This is a genomic window from Amorphus sp. 3PC139-8 (genome assembly GCF_040750475.1).
In the GTDB taxonomy this organism is placed as follows: Bacteria; Pseudomonadota; Alphaproteobacteria; order Rhizobiales; family Amorphaceae; genus Amorphus.
In genome coordinates this window covers 65,571-88,695 of the sequence record NZ_JABJVY010000017.1, presented here as the reverse complement: position 1 = coordinate 88,695, position 23,125 = coordinate 65,571, and the positions used below count along the sequence as shown (strand labels likewise).

Genomic DNA, 23,125 nt, shown 5'->3' with positions numbered 1-23,125 from the left:
CGGTCACGAGGATAATCGATAGATGAACGTCCAACGGCGCAACGATATGAACAACGAAACGGTGTCCCGCCTCATGAAGGCCGCCGAGGAGCTGTTTGCGGAGTTCGGTCACGAAAATGTCTCGCTGCGCCAGTTGACCTCGCGCGCCGGCGTGAACGTTGCCGCGGTCAACTACTATTTCGGCTCGAAAGAGGCGTTGACCGATGCCGTGTTCGAACGGCTCACCCAGGAGGCGTGCGCCTACCGTCGCCAGAAGATCGCCGAGCTGGGCGAGGAGATCGAAGACCGCCGCTCCCATCTGGAGGCTTTGGTCCGGATCTTCGTGCATCCCTATCTCGGAGAGGGCAACGAGGTCAGTGGGCGCTTACTCGCGCGCTTCTTCCTCAGGCACCGGCTGCACCCGACAGAAGGCACGCAGCGGATTACCGACACTTACAACAATCCCTTTGCGCACGAATATATCGCAGAGCTGAAGAAGGTTTGCCCGTCGCTCTGCCCAAAGGACATCTTCTGGCATTACCAGTTCATGGTGAATACAATTATGATTTCCAGTGCCGAAGACACCTCGTTCGAACGCATCGAAGTCTTGTCCGGCGGCGAAATCTCGACGGCAAGCCGTGCGGAGCGCATGGAAGCGCTGGTGCGCTTTCTGGTGAGCGCGCTGTCGGACGGCTGAAGTTCCACCCACAAAGCCCCTTGGCGCCATTCCGCTTTTCTCGGAATCTCGGACCGGATCTAACCCAAGCCACCGTTTTGCGAGGCCCCGGTGACGTCTCTCCCACCCCTACGCATTCTCTCACCGACCGCCATTCTCGGATATGGCTTCCCGAAGGCGTCCTTCGAGGCCGGCCTGGAAAAGAATCCCGACGTCATCGCCGTGGATGCCGGATCGACCGACCCCGGTCCCTACTATCTCGGCGCCGGCGTGTCGTTCACGGACCGCACCGCGGTGAAGCGTGATCTGCGCTACATGCTTGTGGCCGGGCGCGCACGCGGGATCCCGATCCTGGTCGGGACGGCCGGGGGTGCCGGCGCCAGGCCGCATCTGGACTGGTGCGTTGATATCGTCCGTGAAATCGCGCGCGAAGACGGGCTCTCCGGACGTCTTGCCGTAATCGCCTCGGACATCGAGAAGCCGGGCCTTGCCGCGGCCCTCCAGCGCGGCGACCTCCAGCCCCTGCCGCCGGGCGAACAAGCGACGGCGGCCGATGTTCAGGCCTCCACCAACATGGTCGCGCAGATGGGCGAGGAGCCGTTGATCGCCGCGCTGGAAGCAGGCGCGGACGTCGTCATCGCGGGGCGCTGTTACGACCCGGCAGTCTTTGCCGCCCTACCGATCCTGCGCGGCTACCCACGCGGTCTGGCGCTGCACGCCGGCAAAATCCTGGAATGCGCGGCGATAGCCGCCGTGCCGGGAAGCGGATCGGATTGCATGCTAGCCACGCTCGACGAAGACGGCTTCGTGCTGGAGACCCTGTCGCCGGATCGGACCTGCACCGTCGCCTCCGTTGCCGCCCATACGCTCTATGAGAAGTCGGATCCCTATCGCTTGCCGGGACCTGGCGGCGTACTCGATCTCACCGCCACAACGTTCGAGCAGCTCGACGGAGGTCGCGTCCGCGTGGCCGGCAGCCGCTTCGAGCCGACCTCGGATTACTTTGTTAAGATCGAAGGGGCGCGACCGCTCGGTTTCCGGACCGTCTCCATTGCCGGCAGTCGCTCGCCCGACTTTATCGCGAACCTCGACACCATTATCGCGGGTGTTCGCGCCAGGGTCTCCGACAATTTCACCGAGGTCGAGACCGGCAACGCCGAGCTTCTGTTCCGCGTCTACGGACGCGACGGCGTGATGGGAGCACTCGAGCCCGAACGCGCCCAATCGGCGCATGAGGTCGGGATCGTCATCGAAGCGGTGTCTGAGACTCAGGAAAGGGCCGACATGATCTGCTCCTTCGCGCGCTCGACCATGCTGCATTTCGGCTATCCGGGACGGATCTCCACGGCCGGCAACCTGGCCTTTCCCTACTCCCCGTCCGATTTCAAGGCCGGGATCGTGTACGGTTTCAGCCTCTACCATCTGCTGCGCCTTCAAGATCCGGCGCGCGCGTTTCCATTCGAGATGTCCAATCTGGAGGAGGCATCGTGATTCCTCTGACGGAAGTTGCCAGCGTGATCCGCTCCAAGAATGCCGGACCTTACGAGCTCACCCTCGACGTCATCTTCAAAGAGCGGGCATGGTTTGAGAAAGCCGTGCGCTCGGAGCTTTTCAATCGTCCGCTGATGGCTCGGCTCTATGGCATTGCCGAGGAGGACATCCTCGGGATCGTTCCGTTCGAGCCCGCTAATGCCATCAAAGTGACGATCAAGCGCCCGCTCGTGTCCGGCGCGATCGGCGAAACCGACGTCTATGGCGCTCAGCAGCATGCCCCGCTCCTAGGACTGATGCTGGACGACGCGTAGAGCGATTCCTCTTCGCTTTCGCTGTGTCGATCAGCCAGCCTTCGCTGGAACGCCGATCTCCGGGCGTCGCCACTGGGACGGCCCCAGGCTGTGGATCGATGTACCATCGGAATCGACCGCCACGATGACGGGCATGTCCTCCACAACGAACTCGCGGATGGCTTCCATGCCAAGATCCTCGAAGGCGAGCAGACGCGCGCTGCGGATCGCCTTGGAGACGAGATAGGCTGCGCCTCCGACCGCGATCAAATAGGCCGCGCCGTGGCGTTTGATCGCCTCGATCGCCGCCTTCCCGCGCTCCGCCTTGCCAACCATCACAAGCAAGCCGGTCGCGTCCAGCATCGTTTCGGTGAAGGGATCCATACGGGTCGACGTCGTCGGGCCGGCCGGGCCGACCACTTCGTCGCCCACGGGATCGACCGGGCCGACATAGTAGATCGCGCGGTCCCGCAGATCGACGGGCAGCTCCTCGCCACGCTCGATCATCGCCACCATGCGCTTGTGGGCGGCATCGCGGCCGGTCAAAAGCCGGCCGGACAGAAGCAGCGTCTCGCCCGCCCGCCAACTCGCCACATCTTCGCGCGTGAGCGTGTCGAGATCGACCCGGCGCAACCCCTCCGCCTCCGGCGCCCAGGCAATGTCGGGCCACCCATCGATCGCGGGAACCTCGAAAACGGCCGGACCGGATCCGTCGAGCGTGAAGTCGAGATGGCGGTCGGCGGCGCATTGCGGGATCAGGCCGACCGGCTTGGACGCAGCATGGACCGGATAGGTCGCAATCTTGACGTCGAGAACCGTGGTCAGCCCGCCGAGACCCTGAGCGCCGATGCCCAAGGCATTGATCTTGTCGTAGAGCTCAATGCGCATTTCCTCGAGCGGCGAGCTCGGACCGCGCGCCAAAAGCTCGGTCATATCGATCGGGGCCATCAGCGACTCTTTGGCCATCAGCATGGCCTTCTCCGCCGTGCCGCCAATCCCAAGGCCGATCAGCCCCGGCGGACACCAACCCGCACCCAGCCCCTCCACGGTTTGGAGCACCCAATCGGTCACCGACGCACCAGGGTTGAGCGCGGCAAAGCGGGCCTTGTTCTCCGAGCCGCCGCCCTTGGCCGCCACCTTCACCTTGACCATGTCGCCGGCGACGAGGCGAACATGGGTTACAGCCGGGGCGTTCGTCTTCGTATTGCGGCGCTCAAACAGCGGGTCGTCGACCATGGAAGCGCGCAACGGATTGGCAGGATCGGTGTAGGCAATGGCCACCGCCTCATTCACCATCTCCTCCAACGGCCGCTGCGTGGCGAACCGCGCCTGCATCCCAACCTCGACGAAGACGTTGACGGTGCCGGTGTCCTGGCACATCGGCCGCTTTCCCACCGCCGCCATGCGCGAATTGGCCAGGATCTGCGCCATCGCCGCCTTCGCTGCTTCGCTCTTCTCGCGCTCATAGGCTTGCGCAAGATGCTGGATATAGTCCGGCGGATGGTAGACGGAGATAAATCTTATCGCGTCGGCTAGGGAGCGCACGAAGTCGTCTTCGGTGATCGGGAGAGACAACGAAAACCTCTTGATTGATCGCCGCTTGGAGAGAGTTAGGGAGCACAGCGGGAGAGGTTTTTCAATCGAATGTGTCGTCGCAACAGCCGGCAATTCGCCTCCGATGTCAGATCGGCAGAATAGACGAAGACAGCGCGCCCCGTTTCACCGGACACGCACGCCAGGCCGGTGCGATCGAAGCGCAGCTTCGTCATGTCGACTCCGATGAGGTCAGGCGCACTTGCCGACACACGACCTACTGCGACCAAGGTGGTGTTCAGTCCCGTTCAAGTTGACCCGGCTTGAACGAAAAGGACCAGCTTAACTATTGGATTCGGAGCCTTTGCTCGTCGCTCGGATAATTCTATCTGAGCAGAAAAGGCCCTAATCGCCTCCTGTGGCGCCCACTGCGGCTGGACCGGTGCCCACACTCCGCTCGCCGCGCGATGCGAATGGCCGCGCCAGAAGCTCGTAGACGACGGGCGTGACGAACAGCGTCAACACCGAGGCGAAGGCGAACCCGCCGCAGATCACCAGGCCGATGGCGATCCGGCTGGCCGCACCGGCCCCTGAGGCGGCGACGAGCGGAACGGTCCCGAATGCGCCCGTCAGGGCCAATGGCACCGTGACCAGGATCACGAACGGGTGCACGAAGCTCTCAAATTGTGCCGCAAGAACGAGAAAAACAATCAGGAGCGCAAGAATGAACGTCGTTTGCGTTCCACTGGAGGTTTCGATGAAAGTTGCCGCCTCCCCGTCGAAGGCGAGAGTGGCACCGGCCGGCAACTCCGCAGCCGCCTCCCGCACAAAGGCAATGGCCTCGCCCATGCCGGTCCCCTCGGCCAGATCGGCACCGATTTCGACCGATGGGATGCGATCGAACCGGTTGAGCGCCGGGGGGCTCGCCTCTTCGCCGACCGTCACGAAGCCGGAGAGAGGAACGAGCCCTCCATCGTCGGCGCGCACGAAGATTTCGGAAAGATCTTCGACATTGTCCCGGCCATCGTCACGTGCCTGCAGGACAACCGGATACTGACGGCTTCGATCGGTATATTCCCTCACGCTGCGCGAAGCGAACTCGAATGGTTTGATGAGATAGTCGTCGGCACCTGCCTCAAGCCCCGCGATCCGGTCCGTCACGGCATCACGCGCGGTCAGAGCGATGACGGGTGTCTGATCTTTGCGCAGACGCGCCCGGTCAGCACATCAAGTCCATCGCGACCAGGTAGGCCCAACTCAAGAATCACGAGGTCGAAACGGTTGGCAAGCAGCGCATCGGCCGCATCGTCGCCTCGACGCACCCATTCCACGCGGTACTCGTTGCGCGTAAGGGCAGTGCGCACCGCATCCCCCACGAGCTCGTCATCCTCGACAAGAAGGATCCGCACGCTTCAGACACCCTTTCGGACCAGTGACTCTGCCGTTGCGCACGAGGTTATGCGTCACGCTCTTCATCCTGAAGCAGGAACCGAAAAGATTTATACGCACCAATGGAGAGTGATTCGGGAGGAAGGCCAGACTATCCATCGAGTCCGGGGAGTTTGATCAGAACGAGAAGGCCCCCGGCCTCGCTGTCGCCGAGATGAAGCGTACCCTCGTGAGCCGCGACGATCTCCGAGACGATGGAAAGGCCGAGCCCCAGCCCCGCACTTTTCGGCCCATCGGCGTCGCGCTCGTCGCTGACACAAGGCGCATCCAGCTTAAAAAACGGCTTCACGACATGGGACCGCATCTCTTCGGGAATACCCGGTCCGTCGTCGGAGACGGCAATGGAAATCCATTGATCGTCGCCGGATAGAGCGATCTTGACGACGTGACCATATCTGAGGCCGTTGTCGCAAAGATTGGTGATCGCCCGCACCAGGGCATTGGGCTTTGCCAGGGCGACGAGATGATCCGATCCCTCGTAGACGACATTTGCGCCCATGTCGGCGAAGTCCGCCTGGATCGTTTGCAGGAGGCTTGCGACGTCGATCCGCTCCTTGCTCTCTCCGGATACGTCGATGCGCATATAGTCGAGGGTTTCCTCCACGAGCGCGTCGATATGCTGGATATCGGACAGCATCTTCTGCCGAAGCTCGCCGTCCTCCATGCGTTCGGCCCTTTGGCGAAGCCGTGTCAGCGGAGTCCGAAGGTCATGGCTGACGCTGCGCAGCATGCGTGTGCGCGCGCGAACGAGATCGCGCACCCTGTCCTGCATCTCATTGAGCGACTGAGTGAGCGCCTGGACCTCAAGCGAGCCGCGGTCGACGTGGAAGCGAAGACCTTCCAAGCCGTTGGCTCGCTTCGCTTCCTCAGAGAGACGGGCAAGAGGGCCCAAGAAGGCCTGTCGCGAATAGGTCCTCAACAGCACCAGAAGGACGACGAGGGCAAGGACGTAGTAGCTGATCGGGCCGGCGACGTCGTTGGTGACGACCTGATTGGGGAAATCGTTGACCAGGAGGCTCGTCTGATTGTCGACCGGCACGACCAGCACCCATTTGCCATCGACGGACAGGAGGTCGCTTTCGGGCGGCAACGGCTGATCCGGCGGAAACAGATCGTGGAGGAGGCGACGAAAGGCACCGGGTGGCCTCCCCCGGGCTTCTAGCGCTGCGACATCGGCCGCCTCGAGAAGCTCCAGCTTCAGGTTCAGCTCATTGGCCCAGGCCACCAGCTCCGCCCGACGGTCGTCGGGAGCCTTGCGCATCAGCTTGACGAAATCCTCGACCCGTTCAGTCAGGCTGTCGGCGTCGCCGAGATTGAACACCGCGCTTTTTCGAACCGCCTCGAAGCCGCGCCCGGCCACGATCACCACGACGACAGACACAACGATGATGATCGTGATTTGGCCGAGCGCGCTCCGAGGCAGCAGCCGCTCGAGCAGAGCTCGAAAGCGTTTCATCCCTCCGGCGTTCTCCCCTGTTCCGGCGCAGTACCGGCCGTTTCCAGCACCCGGCGAAAGCGGACCGCGCAGAATGTCGAGAGATCGGCCATCACGGTGTGCAGCGCCGGAACGACGACCAGCGACAGGCCGGTCGAGACGAACAGCCCACCGATGACCGTGATCGCCATCGGCGCCCGAAACCCGCTGCCCTCTCCCGTTCCGATCGCCGCCGGCACCATGCCCGCAATCATCGCCAGCGTCGTCATCAGGATCGGCCTCACCCGTTCTGAGGCCGCCTCGACCACCGCCTCGCGGCGCGGCAGTCCAGCAGCCTCGCGCTCGATTGCGAAATCCACGAGCATGATGGCGTTTTTGGTGACGATCCCCATCAGCATCAAGATGCCGATCACGACGGGAAGCGAAACGGCAATGCCGGTCAGGGACAAAGCCGCGACGACGCCCCCCACCGAAAGCGGCAGGGTGGCGAGGATCGTCATCGGCGTTAAAGGCCCTCCGAAGAGCAGGATCAGGACGATCATCACCAGCGTGGCGCCGGCGGCCATCGCGGTTCCGAAGGCGGCGAAAACCTCCCCCTCGTTGTCGGAATCGCCCGTCACCTGCACTCGGGTCCCATCCGGCAACGTGCGAACCGCGTCCAGGGCGAACACCGCATCGAGGCCCTGCCCGGCCGTAACGCCGGACGGGACGTCGAAACCGATTTCGATGCTGCGATTGCGGTCCATGCGTCGGATCGTGGCAACGTCGGAGGAGAACGCGATATCGGCGACCTGCGAAAGGGGAACGGTGCCGCCGCCGCTCGCCGGGATCTTCAGGGCCGCGAGCGTTGCCAGATCGTCCCGTTCACTCTGCACAAGCATCAGGCGAATGGGCACGCGCCGCGCCGCATCTACAAAACCCGGAAGATCGGAATCGGAGGCCCCGACGGTGGAGACACGGAGGGTCTCGCCGATCACCCACGACGAGACGCCGGCGTCGGCAGCCCGCTCCGCATCGACGCGGATGGCGATGGTCGGACGCTCGGCCAAGGCGCCGGAGGTCGGGTTCACGGCCATCGGCGATCGCTCCAGCGCTGCGACGATCTCGCCCGCCGCAGCCTGAACCGCTGCGCCGTCACGGCCGAGCACCGAAAAGGACACATCCCGCCGGCCGCGATCGTTGACGGTCTCGAAACGGATGTCGGGAACGGAGGACAGGATCTGCTCCACCTCGCCGGTGATTTCCGCGAGCGGGCGGTCCCGTTCTCCGGACGGGCCGACATCGATGACGATTGCCATCCGCTGCGAACCGCGCGTGCCCGTGGCATCCGCACCGCCTTGAACATAGACGGTCCTGATCTGAGGAACCCATTCAAGCCGCGAGGAGATGTCCACCGCTGCGCGCTTGGTTTCCTCCAGCGGCGAACCGGGGGGCAGCTCGACGGAAACGGCCAGACGGCCGGTGTCCTCGCCGGGCAGGAACTCGGTCGGCAGCTTCGCGGCAAAGCCGAGCGAGACGGCGAAAAGCGCCGCCGCCGTCGCAAGCACCATCCACCGCCACCGAACGCAGACCCTGACAAGCCGCATGTAGGAATGTCGAAGGGCCGATGGGCCAACGACGCCTTGCCGATGAGCCCGCATGAAGTAGGCCGCAAGCACCGGCGTCGCCAACCGCGCGACGAGGAGCGAGAAGAAGACGGCAATCGCGACGGTCAATCCGAACTGGCGAAAATATTGGCCGATCTCCCCGCCCATCAGGCCAACGGGCAAGAAAACGGCGATGATCGTTGCGGAGATGGCGATGACGGCGAGGCCGATTTCATCGGAGGCATCCATGGCCGCGGCATACGGCGCTTTGCCCATCTGGCCATGGCGCACGATGTTCTCGATTTCCACGATCGCATCGTCGACGAGAATGCCGGTGACTAACGTGATCGCGAGAAGGCTCAGCATGTTGAGGGAGAAGCCGAGCAGGTCGATCACCCAGAAGGTCGGGATTGCCGCCAGTGGCAGTGCAATGGCCGCGATCAGCGTCGCCCGCCAATCCCTAAGGAAGAGGAAGACGACCAGGATCGTCAGCACGGCCCCCTCCAGGAGCGTGTGCATGGCGGAATCGTAGTTGCCCAACGTGAAATCCACGCTGGCGTCGACGCGCTCGAATGTGAGGTCCGGATGATCGGCCGCAAGTGCGGTGAGGACGCGGTCCACTCCGGCAGCAAGCGTCACGTCGCTTGCCCCCCTGGCCGGATAGACGGAAATGCTCACGCTCTCCGCCCCGTTCAGAAGAGCGAAATCCGTCGGCTCCTCCGCAGAGTCCCGCACGGTGCCCAGATCAGCCAAAGTCAGCGGCGGCAGACCATTCAGATGGATGGGCGTCGCGGCAAGTTCATGAAGAGTTGTGCTGGTGGCAAGCGCGGAGATCGCCCTGTCGCGGCCGTCGGCGAGGCTGCGCCCGGCCGGCGCATCGAGCTGGGTCGCGCGAAGCTGCTCCGTCACCGCGGCGGCTGTGACTGCAAAGCTGTCGAGCCGATCCGGATGAAGGCGAATCTGGATCTCGCGGTCGGCGCCCCCGACCCTTTCGATGCGCCCGATGCCGGCAAGGCCCTGCAGTTCGCGGATGACCGTATCATCGACGAACCAGGAGAGCTCGGCTGGCGTCATCCCTCTGACAGCAATGGCGTAGGAAACGACGGCCTGAGCCCCCGCCTCGACCCTTTCGGCGATCGGCTCGTCAATGCTTGCCGGCAGATCCGAGCGAATCCTGGCAATGGCGTCCTTGACGTCAGCGACGGCACGATCGACCGGGACGCCAAGCTCGAACTCGACCGACGTCTGGGACTCCCCCTCCACCACCGATGATTTGATCTCCTTGACGCCTGTGAGGGAGGCGACGGCGTCTTCCACCGGTTTCGTGACGTCCGTCTCCATCTGAGTGGGCGCCACGCCGGCATCCTCGACGGTAATCTTCACCTCCGGCACGTCGATGACCGGGAAATAGGTGATCGGCAGCGTCCGGAAACTCGCCAACCCGAGCCCCGTCAAGACAATGAACAGGAGCGCGCAGGGCATCGGGTTGCGGATCGCCCAGGCGGAAATGTTCCGGTTCATGGCCGCTCCTCCGAAGCGACCGAAATCACTCCGGACGACAGCGCGTCGTAGTCGGTGACGATCGGCTCGATCCGATCGCCGGCGTTCAGAAAACGGCCCGACTTCAGAACGACGCTCTCTCCGGCGCCGACGCCAGAGACGATCTCGACGATCCCGCCGGAGCGCAGCCCGGTTTCGACCGCGCGCGGGCGAACCACGTCATCCTCCACGACGAACACCTGCGAGCGGCCGTCCAGCTCCACAATCGCAGAAGACGGAAGGAGGACGGCGGTGCGGTTACCAACCACCACGTCGCCGCGCGCGAAGGCGCCGACGGGAAGCCGCAGATCGGTTCTCAGGGCGATCCGGACAACGCCCATTCGCCCCTCCGCCGTAAGCTGGGGCTCGACGAGCCTCAGCGTTCCGGAAAACGCCTCGGAGTAACCGGGAACGCGGATTTCGGCGGATGCGCCCCGACGGATCCTGGCCAAGTCGGCTTGAGGAACGCGGCCTTCCAGCTCGATGGTCCCGTTTTCCGCGATCACGAACAGGTCGGAGCCGCTTTGGGCAGCAAGCGAACCGACCTCCACCTTGCGCTGGAGGACGAGCCCGCCGACCGGGGCGCTCACTGTCGTGCGCGCCAATCGGGTTTCGATATCGTGCCGGTCCCCAAGCAAGATGTCGCGATCCGCCCGGGCGAGACGAAGGCCGTGCCGCGCGGCTTCTAGCGAGGATGCCGTGCTGCGCTCGTCATAGAGTTTATCTTCCAGCGTCGCATCGGACACCACGCCTTTCGTGCTCAGGCTGCGGGCCCGCTGGAGTGCCGAGGCGGCGCGCTCATGGGCGGCATCGGCGTCCTCGATGGCACTTCGCGCCTGATCGATGGCGGCGTCCGCACGGCCGAGCTGCGCCGCGTTCCGCTGTCGTTCGATCTCGATCATCGTGTCGTCGAGACGCGCAAGCAGATCGCCTTTCTCCACGACATCGCCGACCTCCACGGCAAGCTCGGTTACCCGCGCCCCGTCGAGCTCGGCCCGAACGACGCTGAGGCGCTGCGCGACGAGCGAACCGGTGACACGCACGCGATCGGCGATCTCGCCGGCCCCCGCCTGCACGACGCTGATCGCCGGAAGGCTGGGCGTTGCGACAGGGTCGGCGGACGGGCTTGCGGGCCCCGGCAACAGAGCAAAAGCCATCGCACCCACGACCACCGTAGTCGGAAGGGCAGCAAGCCGGAGGGCAGTTTTAAGCGACAGCATGAGACGGCATCCCAAATGAGGTGCGACGGGGCCGCAGCACCGCCCAAAAGACGATGCAGAGAGCAGCCGTCAGAACCGGTAGCCCAGCACCAACATGACAGAGGGTTGGAAAGTGTCCTGAACGATCGGACTGTCGGCAGCGTCACCGAGAAGGAAGCCGAAATCGGCCTCTCCGCGCAGGAACCAGTTCTCCGTCATCGCGACCGTCGCCGTCGCCGTCAGGTCGACCCGCTTGATGCCAGCCCCTGGCGTATAGACGGAGTAGCCCGAGCGGGCTGCTTGCCCCGGATCCACGCCGAAATAGGCCTCCATGTGGTTTTCGTCGGCGAACGTCGCAGATGCGCCGGCACCGAGCCGCAACCACCGGGTGACCGCGAAACCGAGATCGAGGCCGGCAACCCCGAGCAGGCCCTCGCTGCCGCCGAGCGTCTTGTCGACTTCGGCATAGGCCGTAAAGGCCCCGAACGCGGCCTCGATCCGGCCGCCCACGGTCGCACCGAAATCGACATCGCCGAGTCCCACCAGTTCGTCGCCGGCGTCTTCTTCGAGCCCATCCTCGTAGCCCAGAGTGGCGGAGAGGGTGAACGGCCCACCCTCCAAAACCTTCGCGGAAATGCCCGCCGAATTGACCGTCACGCGGTCGGCGAACGTCATCGAGACATAGGGGATGGGACTGATCTTGAACTCGTCGCTGCCTTCATATTCCGGGCTGACCTTGGCGCCGCCGCCGATGACCGTCTGCCACCGATGGAGTTGCTCCGTGACGCGTTGGAGGCGCGACAATTCCGCGGCCTGTTCGTCCACGTCGTAGGGCAGCGGATCGGGGACCAGATCGGCCGCAGACGCCGAAGGCGCAGCGAGCAAAGCTGCGGTCAGCATGCCCGCTGACCCCGCGCCGCGGATGGCCGTGTTGAACGACAAAATCATTGAGTACTCCGGAATCGATGGCGATCGCCGAGACAGCCGCATCGGCTGCCTTTTCCATCCGGAGTACCCGCGAGGCATCGGTCCCAGGGCTAAGTGATGTTACGAAATGTTTCTAAGGCGGGGCGCAAAAAAGGCTACATGGCGGATGCGCAAATGCGAGCGCTCCAGCACCTGAAACGGCAAAGAGTTTCCAGGAGAATCGCGACTGGCGGGGGCTCACCCCTGCTCGCGCCCATCAGTCGTCAACGGCGTGATCTCAGGCGGGCTCGACGATCGCGGTGAACAGATACCCGCCGAGGCGCACCGTCTTCAGAAAGACCGGCTCGCGCGGATTGGCCTCGATCTTCTGCCGAATACGGCTGATGTGCACATCGATACTGCGTTCGATCGGTCCCGCCAGGCCGGCATGGGTGTGCCTCAGAAGCTCTTCGCGGCTGAGGATCCGGCCCGGGTTCTGGCAGAAGACATAGAGAAGATCGAACTCCGCCGAGGTCATGGCAATCCGCGTCGACGCGGGATCGAACACCAGCCGGCGCACCGGATCGATCCGCCATCCGTCGAACCTGAGCGCGGTCCGCCGGTCGGCACCGGACGTTCCATAGGATGCCCGGCGCAGGAGTCCCCTTACCCGCGCCACCGTCTCGCGCGTGCTGAACGGCTTGGTGATGTAGTCGTCCGCTCCGATCTCGATCCCGACGATCCGGTCGACCTCTTCGCCAAGTGCGGTCAACAGGATGATGGGAACAGTCAAGTGCGCCCGGAGACGCCGGCAGATGCTGAGCCCGTCCTCGCCGGGAAGCATGACGTCTAGGATGATGAGGTCGAATTCACGAAGCCCCATCCGGGCGTCCATCTCGACGCCCGACCGCGCGAGATCCGGCTGCATGCCGGCGCTGGCCAACGCCTCGACCAGCATACTTCCGATTTCGGGATCGTCTTCGACGACGAGGATCCGCGCCCCGCCGCCGCTTTGCACGTTTTGACTGATCATGAGGGTTCGCTAGATGCACCAGGCGCCGACATAGATACCGAACACGGGCCCATATTCAGGCCATCGGATGTTCTTTTGTTAAGAATTATGAACGCTGGTGAGGCGAATTTGGATTCTCATAGTGTCAAAGCCGCGCGAGCGCGGGCGATCGGCGCCGATTCAGTGCCCCCTTTGATGTGAACCCGCCGACGCTGTCACCGCCGATTGCCGCCGTAATCGGCCTGCTTGTCGCGCCAGAGGGCATGGGGATGCGGCTGGTGGGTGCTGAAGGGCGGATCCATATCCAGCTCGATCCAGACCGACGGCCCGTCTATCCGCACATAATCCCCGGTATTTGAGAGCGCTGGCGAGCCGGAAAAGCCGAGATAGGTTTGGTCGAACTCGTTGCGATATTTGTCCATGAATGCCGCCGCCGTGACATCGTCGGCATCGCCGACGAAAGTCGCCATCGCGGCCACCACCAGCGCACGCTGTTCCTGATTGAGTTCTGCAACGGGAAGGCCCTGAGGCCGTTCCGGGAAATCCCAGTTGCGCCTCGCCATCATCAGGGTTCCGCGTCGAGGCAGACGAGCCCGGCGGAGCTGATCGTCGGTTAGAGACGCCAACACCGCCACGAACGCTTCGTGTTCTTGAAGCTGAGGCGCGATGGACCGCCCGTCATGATCGATCGGGGTCAGCGGCTCCATGCCCCGGAAGGACGGCGTCGCGCCAATCAAAAGGCCATCGCGATAGGTGTTGGCGACAGCCAGATGATGGCCCCCGAACTGCAGTTCCCAAAGCCCCGTCGGCGACGGCATTCCCAGGAAGGCGAGCTTGAATTCACCCCGGCCATAATCGCGCCGGGTGCCGCCGCGCCGCAGGTAGTCGTCGACGCTCAGGTGCTGACGCACCTCGTCCGCGCCTTCGTTGGGCGCACTCCCCAGGGCGGCGTCGAGCAGAGCGTACACCGCATTCCATTGCTCCTCCGACAGGCCGTCCAGTTGCAGTCCCAAACGATTGCGCCGCCTGCCCAACGTCGCGTCGGGATAGGTGTGCCACCGCGTGGCATTGGCAAAATTATAGTCGAGCACCAGCGCCTCCCGTTGAGCGGGAGACAGCGTGTCCATCAGGTTCAACGCCGCGTCGAGGATGCGCTGATACGATGCTTGTGCGGCGTCGGCGGTGGAGATGGGTTCGGCGAACGTGGCGCTCTCTTGCTGTGCATCGACGGGCGCACATCCGAGCGTGACGAGGCCGCCGACAAGCGCAACAAGTGCGGATTGCAGCGGCCTATCCGATATCTTCTCGGCAAGCCCGCTTGGGCGGGCTCGAAGCGTTTCGCGTTGTGCTCGATTGGACATGAGGACGATCCTCGAATGGGGCGGGCGAAGCATGCGTTCCGTGCCGGCGCACGTGCGGGTTTGCGCCGCAAAGGCGCCGGCAGCGACGCTTGGATCGTTCTGCGGTTCGCGGAATCGCCGAACGCTCCAAGTTGTCGTTTTGCCGCGCTTCCGGACGGCGAACCGGTTTCCACTTCGCCTGGAAACGCTTTAGGTCAGCTTGATGGAGAGCTCGACGTCCTTGTCGAACGACAAGGACATGTAGTTGCCTGCCGGCGAGCGCACGCGGGCGGCGTATTCGGGACTCATATCGACATTGTCGGCCACCACGATTGCGCCCGGCCTGAGCCGGCTTTCGACCCGGTCGAGGATGTCGCCATAGAGGCCTTTGGCACCGTCGAGCAGGAGAAAATCGACAATCTCGGGAAGATCCGTGCTCAATGTGTCCAGGGCGTCTCCAGCGCGTATTTCGACCAGATCGATCAAGCCCGCCGCCGTGATGTGCTCGCGTGCGCGCTCGATCTTCGACGGCTCGAACTCACTGGTGATCAGGCGGCCGCCGCCATTGTCCCTGAGCGCGGAGGCCAGGTGGACCGTGGAAATGCCGAACGACGTGCCGAATTCGACGATAGATTTGGCGCGTGACAGGCGCGCCAACATATAAAGCAACTTTCCGGTTTCCGGAGAAACGGGGAGCCAGAGCGCTTTGAGGCGCCCGTAGAGATCGAGATACTCGGTCTTGCTTTGCAGCATCCGAATTCTCTCCTGCGGTGAAATCTCCGCTATGGCCGGGCTGGTTGCTGCATCCGCCTGCTGGAATAGCCTGTCGAGCAGCGATGCGACGGGCTCGGTCGTGAGTGTCGTCATTGATTTTTCCAATCCGATGCGAATGTGTCGCTCCGGGAAAAATACGAATCATCACTCGCATTTTCTATTCGCATTCGCCGCCCCGACCGCACATCGCCCTTACGCCCCTGTAAAATCGCTCTATTTTCTTATTCCGGCGTTCTATCGGCGCGTTCCTTCGGCGATTTTGGCTGACCTTATTCAGATTTTGAGCCCGAAAAAGCTTCGTACCGGCGGCGCTGGCGCAACTTGACAGGGGCAGGCCAAGCGAAATATTCGTCAGGCGCAGTCGATGAAATCGCACTGTCGTAGGCGTTACCGTTATCCAACGCATCCTTTGTCGAGGGGACCCCAGCAGGGAGAACTCGACCGAAAGATGCCACGGTACGCTACCTCTCCTCAGCAGTCGCTTTTCGGTTCGAACCGCATAGTCCGACAGGCTCCGCGCCATCGGGTTGATTGCGGTCCAACCAGACTTGTTCTTGGCGAGGTCCCCAGGATGCCGTGGTCTTTCAATGACCGAACCCTGTGGGAGTAGCAGACGACATGAAGATTACCGGCAACACGATTTTCATCACCGGCGGCACCAGCGGCATCGGCCGCGCGCTTGCTGAAGCGTTCCATGACAACGGTAACCGCGTCATCATCGCCGGGCGCCGGCAAAACATGCTCGACGTAATCACGGCGGATCGCCCCGGGCTGATCGGCATGGAACTCGACGTCGACGATCCCACGGCCTTGGCCGCCGCCGCATCCAAAGTTCGCGCAGATTTTCCGGATCTCAACGTGCTTATCGCCAATGCCGGCGTCTCGCGGCCCGAGAACCTCACGGCGGGCGGTTGGGGACTCTCCGAGGCCGAAACGATCGTCGAGACGAATATCCTGGGCGTGCTGCGGACGACAGCCGCCTTCCTGCCGATGCTGAAAGGGCAGCCGAACGCAACGATCATGGCGACCAGTTCGGCACTCGCCTTCGTGCCGCGCGCCGATTTCCCGACCTACTGTGCCAGCAAAGCGTTTCTGCACTCTTGGTTGACCTCGGTGCGCCACCAGCTTCGCGACGTCCCCGTCGAGGTGCTGGAGCTCTCGCCTCCTTACGTGCAGACCGAGCTTACGGGCAGCCAGCAGATGTCCGACCCGCGGGCCATGCCTCTCGACGACTACGTTGGGGAGGTGATGCGCCTGCTGGAGGCGGGAGATCACCCTAGAGGCGAGGTGTTGCTGGAGCGCGACTTCGCCAGGCGATGGGCGGAGCGAGACGGCTACTACGACGCCATCTTCGCGGCAATGAACCCAGCCTGAGATAGCGGCCGGAACGCGGATGCGGGCCCAAACCGGATTCCGCATCTCTCTTTTCCATGACCTTGTCCGCCAGACCAGACCGAGAATATGATGAATTCGTCGCCGTTCCTATTCGCATTCTGGCCGCGCTTCATGACCGATCCTCAAAACCCAGATATCTCCTTACGAAAGAGCCCGAAGCAGGAACGCTCGGCCGAGCTCGTCGCCACGATCCTCGACGCTGCCATTCAGGTTCTGGAGAAAGAAGGCGTACAGCGATTCACGACGGCGCGGGTAGCGGAACGGGCCGGGGTCAGCGTCGGATCGCTCTACCAATATTTCCCGAACAAGGCCGCGATCCTGTTCCGACTTCAGAGCGACGAATGGCGGCAAACGACCGATCTGCTGAGCGATATACTTCAAGGGACGGACACGCCGCCGCTCGATCGATTGCGGGCGCTGGTTCACGCCTTCATCCGTTCCGAATGCGAGGAGGCGGAGGTCCGCGGCGCGCTTGACGACGCGGCCCCTCTCTATCGCGATGCGCCCGAGGCGAAAGCGGCGAAAGCCAACGGTGGCCGCGCGTTTCGGGTCTTCATGGAGGAGGCCTTGTCCGGCACGCCCAAGCATGTGCGCAATGTGGCCGCCCAATTGATCTTGACGACGCTGACCACGGCCGGAAAAGACTTCTCCGAAAGCCCTCGGTCTCCGAGCGAGATCGAGAGCTACGCCGAGGCGATGGCCGACATGTTCTGCGCCTATATCATCAGCCTTCAAACAGATCCCACCTGCGTTTCTTCATAGGGCTCACCCATCGATGTTTGGCTCGGCGGTCGCTCGGGTTGGCCTACTGTCAAATCGGGCCGACGCCACCAACAACAGGCCGAGCGTCGCGGCCAGACCGCCGACGAGGAACACCGAGGAATAGCCAGTGTGGTCGGCCAGCACTCCCACCGCCGGTGCGGTGGCCCCATAGGCGAGGTCCTGAAAGGCCGCAAACCCGCCGATCGCCGTCCCGCGCAGATGTGGTGGCACCTGCTTCACCACTTCGGTTCCCATCGCCGGAAACACCATGGAGCAGCCGAGGCCGGTCAATAGCGCGCCTGCGAATGCGGCATACGGCCCAGGCGCGAGCCAAAGCAGATATTGTCCACACGCTTCCACCGTCAGAGCGACGATGGCCACCCGGCCACCGCCGATCTGGTCCGGCAAATGGCCACAGAACAGACGCACCAGAACGAAGCCGACGCCGAAGAAGGTGAGGCCAAGCCCGGCATGGGGCCAGCCACGGCTGAGGAAATAAAGCGAGAAGAACGCGCCCAGCGCGGCAAACCCAACACCTTGCAACCCCACGGCGGCACCCGGACGCGCGATGCGCCCGATAATCCGCCAGAACGATTCCCTTGGCCCGGCATGGGGCGCCACCGCGGGCAGCCAGTGAATCGCCGCCAGCCCGACAAGCGGCATCGCCGTGCAAACAGCCATCAGGCCTGCGAAACCGAGCCGGTCCAGCAGCGCCAGACCAAGCGGCCCGCCGGCCGCGAAAGCGCCATACATGCCCATGCCGACGAGCGAGATGACGCGGCCGGAACGGGCCTGTCCCATAAGACCAATCGCCCAACCCATCATGCCGACCATGGCCACGCTCTCCCCAAGGCCGAGCAGCAACCGACCGACGATAAGGATTCCATAGCTGGCACTGACCGGAAGCTGAGGCCAACTTGTCAGAAGGCAAACCAACCCCGCGACCGCATAGATCAAAAGCCCGCGCTGCATGGTCAGCTTCCCACCGATGCGGTCGGACCACGCGCCGGCGCGTCCGCGTGTCAGGATCGTCGACAGGAACGCGATGCCGACGGCCAGCCCGCCATAGGCATTGTCGAGCCCAAGTCGCTGCACGACATGGATCGGCACGGCGGGCAGCGACATGGCGACGGTGAGATAGGAGAGAAACAGGGCAATCGTCAGAATCACGACACGGCGATAGGCCATGTTGGGCCGTTTGGCCTCCATCATGGAAACGCACTCTTCAATTGTGGCTGTTGGGTGCGTTGGTTGACGTTAACGCCTACGGCCGGGAACCGAGATTGTCCCGACAATCACAGTCAGTCAGCCCTATCCGGCGTAGTAGCCGGGCTGATCGATGTCGGAGATGAGGCTGGGGCCGGTCGGCTCCCAACCGAGGATCGCGCGGGTGTGGGCGCTGGAGACGGCCATGTCCCCGCCCGCCATCACCGCGAACCAACCGAAGTGCTCCCGGTCTCTCGGCTCGACGGGGAGGCCAAGCCGGCGGCCGATCACCTCAGCGATCTCTTTGAACGGCACGGCCTCGTCCGCGACCGCATGATAGACGGGTTCGCTCGCCCCCTGCTCAAGAGCGAGGCGATAAACCGTCGCGGCATCGAGCCGGTGGACGCCGGACCAGCAGTTCCCACCGTCCGCGATATAGGCGGACACGCCTTTCTCGCGCGCAAGGCGAACCAGGATGGAGATAAATCCATGGTCGCCGAGACCGTGGACCGATGGCGCGAGCCGAACCGTCGCCGCGCGAACACCGCGTTCCGCGAGCGCCTGCGCGGCGGCTTCCGATTTCCTCGGTCCGGCAGAGCCGGGCATATTGGCCTCCGTGGCACCGCGCGGCAATCCCGACAGGCCGGAGGTGACCAGAAGCGGGCGATCGGACCCTTCCAACGCGCTTCCAAGTGCCTCAATCGCGCGCCGATCTTGCTCGCAATTCTCCGCGAACTTCGAAAAATCATGGTTGAAAGCGGTGTGGATGACGGCGTCGGCATCGCTGGCTGCGGCGCGCAGCGCCTCATGATCGTCCAACGTGCCCAATCTCGGCTCCGCTCCGGCCACCCGCAACGTGTCCGCCTTATCCTCGGAGCGGACGAGCCCGGTGACACGATGGCCCGCGCCGAGCAGCTCCTTCACGACGACTGAGCCGACCCATCCTGTCGCACCCGTTACGAAAACATGCATCAATTCGATCTCCTGTTGGGTTGCGCAGAAGATCGGTCGATGACTTATACCGGTAAAGTAGGGACATTATAGTAGTATAGATTCTGACAGGATAAGCGACGATGCCCGACGACATATCGCTCGGCGCCTATCTCAAGGACCGCCGGGGCCGGCTCGATCCGGCGGCTTTGGGCTTCTCCACCGCGCGCAGGCGCACGCCCGGCCTTCGGCGTGAGGAGGTGGCGCAACGGGCGAACATCAGTTCGACCTGGTACACCTGCCTCGAACAGGATCGCGGAGGACGTCCCTCTGCGCATGTGCTTGAGCGGATCGCCCATGCGCTCATGCTGACCGAAGCCGAACGGGAACATATCTTTCTTCTCGGTCTCGGCCATCGGCCGGAAATCCGCTACCAGCCTGTCGACGGCATCACGCCGAGGCTGCAGCGCGTGCTGGACGGCATGGAAACCAGCCCCGCCATTGTGACGTCCGCGACGTGGGATGTCGTCGCCTGGAACCGGGCCGCCAGCGCCGTTCTCACCGACTACGAGACGCTCTCGCCGCACGACCGCAATGTGCTCCGGCTGATGTTCCTCAATCCGCACGTGCGGGCTTTGCAGACCGATTGGGAAAGCGTTGCGCGCTTCGTCGTGTCGGTGTTCAGGGCCGACGCGGCAAGGGCCGGTGCGGCCACGTCAATGCTGGCCTTGGCGGATGAACTTTGCCGCGCCAGTCCCGAGTTCGCTGCCATGTGGGCGGAGAACGATGTCAGCGACTTCGGCGAAGGGGTAAAGCTGCTGCGCCATCCGATCGCCGGAGAGCTCGCGCTCGAATACTCCTCCTTTGCCGTCGATGGGCGTCCGGATCTGGCGATGCAGGTCTATACGCCCGTCGACGCGACAAATGCCGAGCGGATTCGAACGCTGCTCCACACCGGCGCCAACGGACATCAAGCGCTTCGATAAGTTCGAAGGCTGGGACGGATTACGCTATCGCGGATCGAGTGTCAGCACGCACCCGCCAATCTGTTTCAGGCGGGCAAGATAGGCTTCAGGCTCCAGCAATTGGTGAGGGAAATAGAGCCCAGCCGGGATTGCCGGCCCTCCGGACAAGCCGGTTGCCCTTTCCAGAACCATAGCAACCCCGAGCCCCGTCAGCGGAAACTGACCGTCGTGATGGACAACGGCGTGCCGGCTGCTCAGCGGTCGGCCTGCAGGGTCCTCTCCCGCAAGGTCGATCATGATCTCGGTCGACATCGGCTCGCCCCGACGGCGCGTGGAACTGACACCGGTCGCGAGGTTGAACTCGACATTTGGCGCGCCTGTCGCCATCGCCAAGGCCACGACGTCGTTCGGCGATAGAGCGGAAGCCTCCATTCTGGTCCCGTCGACGGCGCGGATCGTCGCCGTGGCATCATCGCCGACACGCCAGACAAATCGGCCTTCTTGCCGCGCGAGTGCGGCCGGCCCAGTCTTCGTCACCCGCTCCAGATCCACGGTCTGCGCCGGACCGCCGCTGTCTTCGTCGTCCAGCAGGGCGCCAATCGAGATACTGTCGAGCCGGCCATACGCCTTCGCGAACTCCAGCGTGGGGACAGTCGTCGCGCCGACGAGCCATTCCGTGCCGAGAATGATGGGGGCAGCGCCCGGTTTATGGATGTAGCCGCCGACTTCAGGGCCGATTTCCTGGAGAAGCGGAGAGATGCTGATATAGGGCACCCCGCGAGATTGCGCGAACCGGAGACCGGCAAGCCGCTCGTCCGTAAACAAGACGGCGACGGCGCTGACCGGTCTCCGGCTAAAGCCGAGATCGTCGGCCGCAAGATCCAGCGCCACGCCTTCTGCCCCGCCGATTTCGGCCGCCGCCTGCCTTGCCTTTGCAAGATCGCGGCCCGCGATCAGCAGCGGCAATTCGCGATGGGCTTGACGCAGATACTGCGCCGCTCGGCGACCCACGACACCCGAACCGCCGATGAGCAGGATGGGATGTGACGACATTGCGGAGCCTCTTGGTCTGCGCCAGTGAACCTACCATTCGTAGGTTCAGATAATTAGGTTACCAAAAGTAGGTTCCGCAAGAGGCGTGAGATCGAAATGGCGAACGCAACACGGCAAAACGCAACACGGGAAACGGCGACCCGCAGGCTGGCCAGGGCGGAGCGGCGCCGTCAGTTGCTGGACGTGGCGCTTGAGATCGTTCGGGAAGAAGGTGCTGATCGGCTCACCCTCGGCCATCTTGCCGTGCGTGCCGGGGTCTCGAAGCCTGTCGCCTACGACCACTTCGGCACCCGCTCAGGACTGCTCATCGACCTATACAGGATGATCGACACCGAGCGGGTGGACGCCTTCCGGGAGTCCATGGCCAGTGGCGAAAGCAGCCTCGGAGAAACCGTGGACAGACTGGCAGCCGCCTATATCCGTTGTGCCGGCGATATGACCGACGAATTTCACGCGGTGGGGGCTGCATTGGCTGGAAGCGAGGAGAAGGCTGCCGTCTTCCAGGACCTGCTCGACAACAGCGTTCAGATGTTTGTCTCGGTGCTGCAGCCGCACAGCACCTTGTCGCCGACAGAACTGGAACGCCGCTGCGTCGGCATGGTCGGTGCCGGAGAGGCTCTCTCGGCGCACATGGCACGGGGGCGTTGCAGCGAGGCGGAAGCCGTTCAAGCGCTCGCCTCGTTGATCGAAGGCGCTTTATGACGCACTTAACCTATTGAATATTTAGAGCTTTCTTGTCTCTTAAATAATTCCGTCTGAGCGAAAAGGCTCTAATCAGCCTCGCCCTCGAGAATGCGGCGAGTGGTCCGCCCACTCGCCGCCCAAGATGGATGCAGGCGAACCGGAGTGTCGGGGGCTGGCCCTACACTGTAAGCCCGGCGCGGCCTGATCCCACGGTCGATCAGACGGCTTCTGCCGGTTGCCGTTGCTTGGATCTGCCGACCAGCGCGTCGACGCTGAGCGGGCCGGGCCCGGCGGCTGCGATATACAGGAAGACAAAGCAGTAAAGCATTGCCGCCTCGCCATGGTTGAGCACCGGGAAAAATCCCCCCGAAGCGTGAACCATGAAATAGGCAACCGCCATCGAACCGGATAGAACAAAGGCGACCGGACGCGAAAACAAGCCAAGAACCAAAAGAAATCCGCCACACACTTCCAAGACACCGGCAAGATAAAGTATCGAATTCATATGGAACTCGAATGGCGCAGGCCATGCGAACAATTTCATCGCTCCATGCGTAAAGAACGATGCCGCCGAAATGATGCGCAATAGACTCAACAATTCCGGTGTCCAGCGCTGCATGAATTTCATTTTCAGAATTTGCACGTACCTGCCCTTCCGGTTGTCATGTGCGGCGAATTGCCCAGGCCGTCTTACTTGGCATCGGCAATGAACACTCGGTCCATTAGCCAACCGCGATCCCAGGAATGTGCCGGAAGGCGGCGAACTTGTACGAAAATGTATCGTCGGCATGCGTCAGAGGCGCCGTTGGCCGAGACCACTCAATCCCTGGTTCGTCGAACTGACCGACAGCCCCCTCGCCGGGTCTGCCGGACCGGCGCCCTCCCCCGACCATGAAGAAAGCGCACCAACGGCAACAC

23 protein-coding genes are annotated in these 23,125 nt (G+C 63.3%); 8 read left to right on the top strand and 15 right to left on the bottom strand.

Annotation, left to right across the window (positions count from 1 at the left end):
- The first annotated feature begins 22 nt into the window (after positions 1-22).
- From HNS03_RS16190 to HNS03_RS16180, 3 genes are all read left to right on the top strand, one after another.
- Positions 23-676: a TetR/AcrR family transcriptional regulator gene (locus HNS03_RS16190; RefSeq protein ID WP_367196718.1), complete on the top strand. Its 654-nt coding sequence runs from the start codon at positions 23-25 to the stop codon at positions 674-676.
- 90 nt (positions 677-766) lie between these two features.
- Positions 767-2,146, top strand: a complete 1,380-nt coding sequence (locus HNS03_RS16185; protein ID WP_367196717.1) for an acyclic terpene utilization AtuA family protein — start codon at positions 767-769, stop codon at positions 2,144-2,146.
- On the top strand, positions 2,143-2,460 hold the full coding sequence (locus tag HNS03_RS16180; RefSeq protein ID WP_367196716.1) for a DUF4387 domain-containing protein: 318 nt from the start codon (positions 2,143-2,145) through the stop codon (positions 2,458-2,460). Before HNS03_RS16185 ends, HNS03_RS16180 begins: the two co-directional genes overlap by 4 nt.
- A gap of 30 nt (positions 2,461-2,490) precedes the next feature.
- On the opposite strand, the gene HNS03_RS16175 is transcribed toward HNS03_RS16180, so the two are convergent.
- The 11 genes from HNS03_RS16175 to HNS03_RS16125 all read right to left on the bottom strand — a co-directional run bounded on the left by HNS03_RS16175 (position 2,491) and on the right by HNS03_RS16125 (position 15,305).
- Positions 2,491-4,014: a fumarate hydratase gene (locus HNS03_RS16175; RefSeq protein ID WP_367196715.1), complete on the bottom strand. Its 1,524-nt coding sequence runs from the start codon at positions 4,012-4,014 to the stop codon at positions 2,491-2,493.
- Positions 4,015-4,049: 35 nt separating this feature from the next.
- Positions 4,050-4,208 carry a hypothetical protein gene (locus HNS03_RS16170; RefSeq protein ID WP_367196713.1) on the bottom strand — a complete coding sequence of 53 codons (159 nt, stop codon included), beginning with the start codon at positions 4,206-4,208 and terminating at the stop codon, positions 4,050-4,052.
- Between the two features lie 169 nt (positions 4,209-4,377).
- Positions 4,378-5,133, bottom strand: a complete 756-nt coding sequence (locus HNS03_RS16165; protein WP_367196711.1) for an efflux RND transporter permease subunit — start codon at positions 5,131-5,133, stop codon at positions 4,378-4,380.
- A 14-nt stretch (positions 5,134-5,147) separates the two neighbouring features.
- Positions 5,148-5,381: a response regulator gene (locus tag HNS03_RS16160; protein WP_367196710.1), complete on the bottom strand. Its 234-nt coding sequence runs from the start codon at positions 5,379-5,381 to the stop codon at positions 5,148-5,150.
- A 131-nt stretch (positions 5,382-5,512) separates the two neighbouring features.
- Positions 5,513-6,877 (bottom strand): ATP-binding protein, encoded by a 1,365-nt coding sequence (locus HNS03_RS16155; protein ID WP_367196708.1) that lies wholly within the window; start codon positions 6,875-6,877, stop codon positions 5,513-5,515.
- A complete protein-coding gene (locus tag HNS03_RS16150) occupies positions 6,874-9,963 on the bottom strand; it encodes an efflux RND transporter permease subunit (protein ID WP_367196706.1) in 3,090 nt (1,029 codons plus the stop codon). The genes HNS03_RS16155 and HNS03_RS16150 overlap by 4 nt, the downstream gene beginning before the upstream one ends.
- Positions 9,960-11,201 (bottom strand): efflux RND transporter periplasmic adaptor subunit, encoded by a 1,242-nt coding sequence (locus tag HNS03_RS16145; RefSeq protein WP_367196705.1) that lies wholly within the window; start codon positions 11,199-11,201, stop codon positions 9,960-9,962. The genes HNS03_RS16150 and HNS03_RS16145 overlap by 4 nt, the downstream gene beginning before the upstream one ends.
- A gap of 69 nt (positions 11,202-11,270) precedes the next feature.
- Positions 11,271-12,128: a MipA/OmpV family protein gene (locus HNS03_RS16140; protein WP_367196703.1), complete on the bottom strand. Its 858-nt coding sequence runs from the start codon at positions 12,126-12,128 to the stop codon at positions 11,271-11,273.
- 256 nt (positions 12,129-12,384) lie between these two features.
- Positions 12,385-13,119: a response regulator transcription factor gene (locus tag HNS03_RS16135; protein ID WP_367196702.1), complete on the bottom strand. Its 735-nt coding sequence runs from the start codon at positions 13,117-13,119 to the stop codon at positions 12,385-12,387.
- A gap of 194 nt (positions 13,120-13,313) precedes the next feature.
- Positions 13,314-14,459 (bottom strand): DUF3500 domain-containing protein, encoded by a 1,146-nt coding sequence (locus HNS03_RS16130; protein ID WP_367196701.1) that lies wholly within the window; start codon positions 14,457-14,459, stop codon positions 13,314-13,316.
- 189 nt (positions 14,460-14,648) lie between these two features.
- A complete protein-coding gene (locus tag HNS03_RS16125; RefSeq protein WP_367196699.1) occupies positions 14,649-15,305 on the bottom strand; it encodes an O-methyltransferase in 657 nt (218 codons plus the stop codon).
- Between HNS03_RS16125 and HNS03_RS16120 the strand changes: the two genes are divergently transcribed.
- From HNS03_RS16120 to HNS03_RS16110, 3 genes are all read left to right on the top strand, one after another.
- Complete coding sequence (locus HNS03_RS16120) at positions 15,223-15,537, top strand: hypothetical protein (RefSeq protein WP_367196779.1); 315 nt, start codon at positions 15,223-15,225, stop codon at positions 15,535-15,537. The two genes, HNS03_RS16125 and HNS03_RS16120, sit on opposite strands and share 83 nt — an antisense overlap.
- 293 nt (positions 15,538-15,830) lie before the next feature.
- Entirely contained in the window at positions 15,831-16,586 is a 756-nt protein-coding gene (locus HNS03_RS16115) for an SDR family oxidoreductase (protein ID WP_367196698.1), read from the top strand.
- Between the two features lie 132 nt (positions 16,587-16,718).
- Positions 16,719-17,369, top strand: a complete 651-nt coding sequence (locus HNS03_RS16110) for a TetR family transcriptional regulator (RefSeq protein WP_367196770.1) — start codon at positions 16,719-16,721, stop codon at positions 17,367-17,369.
- A 3-nt stretch (positions 17,370-17,372) separates the two neighbouring features.
- Here HNS03_RS16110 and HNS03_RS16105 read toward each other — a convergent pair whose 3' ends face one another.
- Positions 17,373-18,581: an MFS transporter gene (locus HNS03_RS16105; protein ID WP_367196696.1), complete on the bottom strand. Its 1,209-nt coding sequence runs from the start codon at positions 18,579-18,581 to the stop codon at positions 17,373-17,375.
- A gap of 99 nt (positions 18,582-18,680) precedes the next feature.
- Positions 18,681-19,547 (bottom strand): SDR family oxidoreductase, encoded by an 867-nt coding sequence (locus tag HNS03_RS16100; protein ID WP_367196695.1) that lies wholly within the window; start codon positions 19,545-19,547, stop codon positions 18,681-18,683.
- A gap of 101 nt (positions 19,548-19,648) precedes the next feature.
- Between HNS03_RS16100 and HNS03_RS16095 the strand changes: the two genes are divergently transcribed.
- Positions 19,649-20,491 carry a helix-turn-helix transcriptional regulator gene (locus HNS03_RS16095; RefSeq protein WP_367196694.1) on the top strand — a complete coding sequence of 281 codons (843 nt, stop codon included), beginning with the start codon at positions 19,649-19,651 and terminating at the stop codon, positions 20,489-20,491.
- Positions 20,492-20,515: 24 nt separating this feature from the next.
- Here HNS03_RS16095 and HNS03_RS16090 read toward each other — a convergent pair whose 3' ends face one another.
- The gene (locus HNS03_RS16090; RefSeq protein WP_367196693.1) at positions 20,516-21,523 is read right to left on the bottom strand and encodes an NAD(P)-dependent oxidoreductase; all 1,008 of its coding nucleotides are present in this window, start codon (positions 21,521-21,523) and stop codon (positions 20,516-20,518) included.
- A 96-nt stretch (positions 21,524-21,619) separates the two neighbouring features.
- Between HNS03_RS16090 and HNS03_RS16085 the strand changes: the two genes are divergently transcribed.
- Complete coding sequence (locus tag HNS03_RS16085) at positions 21,620-22,225, top strand: TetR/AcrR family transcriptional regulator (RefSeq protein ID WP_367196691.1); 606 nt, start codon at positions 21,620-21,622, stop codon at positions 22,223-22,225.
- Between the two features lie 199 nt (positions 22,226-22,424).
- On the opposite strand, the gene HNS03_RS16080 is transcribed toward HNS03_RS16085, so the two are convergent.
- On the bottom strand, positions 22,425-22,835 hold the full coding sequence (locus tag HNS03_RS16080) for a DoxX family protein (protein ID WP_367196768.1): 411 nt from the start codon (positions 22,833-22,835) through the stop codon (positions 22,425-22,427).
- Between the last annotated feature and the right edge of the window lie 290 nt (positions 22,836-23,125).

What these genes read in the sequence shown, in the direction of transcription:
- HNS03_RS16150 (WP_367196706.1), bottom strand. Translation starts at nt 9,963, where the DNA reads ATGAACCGGAACATTTCCGCCTGGGCGATCCGCAACCCGATGCCCTGC.
- HNS03_RS16110 (WP_367196770.1), top strand. Translation starts at nt 16,719, where the DNA reads ATGACCGATCCTCAAAACCCAGATATCTCCTTACGAAAGAGCCCGAAG.
- HNS03_RS16130 (WP_367196701.1), bottom strand. Translation starts at nt 14,459, where the DNA reads ATGTCCAATCGAGCACAACGCGAAACGCTTCGAGCCCGCCCAAGCGGG.
- HNS03_RS16125 (WP_367196699.1), bottom strand. Translation starts at nt 15,305, where the DNA reads ATGACGACACTCACGACCGAGCCCGTCGCATCGCTGCTCGACAGGCTA.
- HNS03_RS16120 (WP_367196779.1), top strand. Translation starts at nt 15,223, where the DNA reads ATGGCCGGGCTGGTTGCTGCATCCGCCTGCTGGAATAGCCTGTCGAGC.
- HNS03_RS16155 (WP_367196708.1), bottom strand. Translation starts at nt 6,877, where the DNA reads ATGAAACGCTTTCGAGCTCTGCTCGAGCGGCTGCTGCCTCGGAGCGCG.
- HNS03_RS16090 (WP_367196693.1), bottom strand. Translation starts at nt 21,523, where the DNA reads ATGTCGTCACATCCCATCCTGCTCATCGGCGGTTCGGGTGTCGTGGGT.
- HNS03_RS16145 (WP_367196705.1), bottom strand. Translation starts at nt 11,201, where the DNA reads ATGCTGTCGCTTAAAACTGCCCTCCGGCTTGCTGCCCTTCCGACTACG.
- HNS03_RS16095 (WP_367196694.1), top strand. Translation starts at nt 19,649, where the DNA reads ATGCCCGACGACATATCGCTCGGCGCCTATCTCAAGGACCGCCGGGGC.
- HNS03_RS16080 (WP_367196768.1), bottom strand. Translation starts at nt 22,835, where the DNA reads ATGAAATTCATGCAGCGCTGGACACCGGAATTGTTGAGTCTATTGCGC.
- HNS03_RS16085 (WP_367196691.1), top strand. Translation starts at nt 21,620, where the DNA reads ATGGCGAACGCAACACGGCAAAACGCAACACGGGAAACGGCGACCCGC.
- HNS03_RS16190 (WP_367196718.1), top strand. Translation starts at nt 23, where the DNA reads ATGAACGTCCAACGGCGCAACGATATGAACAACGAAACGGTGTCCCGC.
- HNS03_RS16135 (WP_367196702.1), bottom strand. Translation starts at nt 13,119, where the DNA reads ATGATCAGTCAAAACGTGCAAAGCGGCGGCGGGGCGCGGATCCTCGTC.
- HNS03_RS16140 (WP_367196703.1), bottom strand. Translation starts at nt 12,128, where the DNA reads ATGATTTTGTCGTTCAACACGGCCATCCGCGGCGCGGGGTCAGCGGGC.
- HNS03_RS16100 (WP_367196695.1), bottom strand. Translation starts at nt 19,547, where the DNA reads ATGCATGTTTTCGTAACGGGTGCGACAGGATGGGTCGGCTCAGTCGTC.
- HNS03_RS16115 (WP_367196698.1), top strand. Translation starts at nt 15,831, where the DNA reads ATGAAGATTACCGGCAACACGATTTTCATCACCGGCGGCACCAGCGGC.
- HNS03_RS16105 (WP_367196696.1), bottom strand. Translation starts at nt 18,581, where the DNA reads ATGATGGAGGCCAAACGGCCCAACATGGCCTATCGCCGTGTCGTGATT.
- HNS03_RS16170 (WP_367196713.1), bottom strand. Translation starts at nt 4,208, where the DNA reads ATGACGAAGCTGCGCTTCGATCGCACCGGCCTGGCGTGCGTGTCCGGT.